At 29.6% G+C, this 2,730-nt stretch carries 4 protein-coding genes; all 4 read left to right on the top strand.

Annotation, left to right across the window (positions count from 1 at the left end; translation table 11 throughout):
• Positions 1 to 482: hypothetical protein (locus RH81_RS15980; protein WP_161792001.1), on the top strand; the 482-nt coding region annotated here is incomplete at its 5' end.
• A gap of 137 nt (positions 483 to 619) precedes the next feature.
• Positions 620 to 1,159 (top strand): DUF7010 family protein, encoded by a 540-nt coding sequence (locus RH81_RS15975; protein ID WP_033962360.1) that lies wholly within the window; start codon positions 620 to 622, stop codon positions 1,157 to 1,159.
• 213 nt (positions 1,160 to 1,372) lie between these two features.
• Entirely contained in the window at positions 1,373 to 1,885 is a 513-nt protein-coding gene (locus tag RH81_RS15970; protein ID WP_033962357.1) for a hypothetical protein, read from the top strand.
• A gap of 205 nt (positions 1,886 to 2,090) precedes the next feature.
• Positions 2,091 to 2,549, top strand: a complete 459-nt coding sequence (locus RH81_RS15965; protein ID WP_033962354.1) for a hypothetical protein — start codon at positions 2,091 to 2,093, stop codon at positions 2,547 to 2,549.
• Positions 2,550 to 2,730: the final 181 nt, after the last annotated feature.

Genomic DNA, 2,730 nt, shown 5'->3' with positions numbered 1-2,730 from the left:
TTCAGGACAAGACATTTGAGAAAATCGAAATGGAAATCAAATATTTAAATTCGAAAGAAAGTTTTGGAATGTCTGGTCCTTGGATTGGTGAATTACAGATAAATAATCAAATTCTAGAGTTTGAGTTTTTGGACAATAACTTCGTGAAAAATGAAAACGGAATTTTATATGCTTTTAACCGATTTCGATTTAAAAATAAGAAAGTAAAATACCTTTTTAATCTGTTGAGTACAAATCATTCCAAACGTGAATTTCAAATCCTTATTTTTGATAGCGAGAATGATAAGTGGTATTTAGCTAATGAAATTCACGAAAGTCTATTTCTGACTCGAATGGAAAAAGGAAAAGTGTTTTTTACAAAAGCTTTCCATAATGACAATGAACGAGTGTTTCCTGAAAAGAATATTGATTTTAATGATAAATATTTCACCGAAATAAACCGAAATGAAATAATAAAAAACGCACCACAACAACGTGTATAATTAATGCTATCCTCCTACTTCAATTTAAATTTATATCTTTAATCATCTGATTTGCTACAACCAAAAATCCTGCGGATTCTAGGTCGCACAAATCATACACGAACACGTTATACATTATTAAAACAATTGAAATAAAAATGAATTTTAAGGAAGCACAAGAAAACATGCGAAAATCCTATTTTGGAGGTGGTCCAGGAGCTTTTGCATCAGGAGTTGTATGGCTAACAGCTGGAATTATTGCATTAATTAGTACAAAACAAATTAGTGTGTTAGTTTTCTTTTTTGGAGGAATGCTAATTCATCCTATAGGGATTTTACTATCCAAGGCCTTAAATCGCTCTGGAAAACATAAAAAAGGAAACCCATTGTCACATCTCGCATTGGAAAGTACTTTTATGTTATTTATTGGACTATTTATAGCCTATTTAACATTACAGATTCGTCCTAATTGGTTTTTTTCAATAATGATATTAATTATTGGTGGACGATACTTAGTCTTTTCTTCAATTTATGGAATGCGCATTTACTGGGTTTTTGGAGCAATATTAATTTTATCAGGAGTTGGTGGTTTTCTTTTTAACTCACCTTTTCATTTAATTGGATTAATTGGTGGAATAATAGAAATTCTATTTTCATTCATTATTATATATTTAGAAAAAAGAAAGCTCAGTAATTAAAACTGAAAATAGAAAAACACAAGGCATAACAACGTGTATAACCAATTGCTTGGTTCTAGCCTACTTGGAAATTCCTTCGGAATTTCCTCTGGTTCGGTTTCTTTTATTAACTTAGTTCTTGCCAACGCAACCAATCATACACGAACACGTTGTGTGTAATTTAAGAAAACCGCCTGAATTAAATAATTTGGCGCATTAAATCTTGACTAATTTATGAAGTATTTTATTTTATTGATTTTAGCCTTATTATTGTCTAGCTGTATATTCAATAGAGTTATTTATAATAGAGTACCTAGAGACAATAATGGTGAGCATATTTTGAATAAAAAAGTGAAATATAGATTTGTAAAAATTCCAAACAAAGAAGATTTGATTAAGATTGATACAGCGGCATATTATGTTCAAATTTTTGAAGGGAGATATTATAATAATGACGAAAAAAACAATCCTCAAATTTGGATTTTTCATAGTGACGGTTATTTTAAGAAAACATATTCTCAGTACTATTTAAAATATGATTCTAATAATAAAAACTCTACTCGCTATGGTGGGAAATACAGAATAATTGAAAGCGTAATTGAACTAGAACAATTTTTCCCCATTACTGGAGCAAAAACCAATTATTATACTAGAAATATAACAAAAGGAAAAATTGATGGAGATAAAATTATTTTCGATGATGGCAATTCTTTGATTACAATTTTGGAAAAAAAATATAAACTGTAATAAAACTACACACAACAACGTGTATAGTCAATTGCTGGTTCTGTGTGTACTCGGAAAATCCTACGGATTTTCCTCTGGTTCGTTTTCTTTTACTAATTTAGTTGCTAATCAACGCAACTAACCATACACAAACACGTTGGTTGCAATTAGAGCAACACTTATAACATATTTGAATATTTTCAGTTTATATAAATTAAATCATACAATGAGTAGTAACATAATTGGATGCTTCATTTCTGGTCCAGCTTTGTATCACAATAGTTCTGAAAAAGAAAAAGAAATTTCAACTCAAAAAGGTGAGTTATTCAGAGAATATATTTGGGGAGAAAATGCTCTAAATAAAAAACTGGAATCACTAAAGCACAGTAAATATGGAAAAGATCTAATATTGGTTTTATTTCAATTTATGCTTAATCCCATTCAAGAGGAATTAGATTATCTAAAAGAAATTGAACGTTTCAGATCAAAAGAAAAATCTATAGGTATACCAGTAATTATAAATAATGACAATTTCTATAATCAGCCTGAAAAAGAACGACAAGAGTTTATAAAAAGAACATTAATTAGTAAGCTTGATTTATTAGATTCTGTTGTTAAAAGAAACAAACTCGATACTAAATTAAGTTTATTGAAAACAGATTTAAGAGAAGTGTTGGATACTTAAAAATGAATATTAATATATAAACAGCAACCAACAACGTGTATAACCAATTGCTTGGTTCTAGCCTACTTGGAAATTCCTACGGAATTTCCTCTGGTTCGGTTTCTTTTGTTAACTTAGTTCTCGCCAACGCAACAAGCCATACACGAACACGTTGTGCTTCATTATGACCCGTCCTGAAATA

It is taken from the genome of Psychroserpens jangbogonensis, from assembly GCF_000797465.1.
GTDB classification, from domain to species: Bacteria; Bacteroidota; Bacteroidia; order Flavobacteriales; family Flavobacteriaceae; genus Psychroserpens; species Psychroserpens jangbogonensis.
This window is presented reverse-complemented; position numbering and strand designations above follow the sequence as displayed.

Coding starts and splice junctions, on each gene's coding strand:
- RH81_RS15965 (WP_033962354.1), top strand. CDS start 2,091: ATGAGTAGTAACATAATTGGATGCTTCATTTCTGGTCCAGCTTTGTAT.
- RH81_RS15970 (WP_033962357.1), top strand. CDS start 1,373: ATGAAGTATTTTATTTTATTGATTTTAGCCTTATTATTGTCTAGCTGT.
- RH81_RS15975 (WP_033962360.1), top strand. CDS start 620: ATGAATTTTAAGGAAGCACAAGAAAACATGCGAAAATCCTATTTTGGA.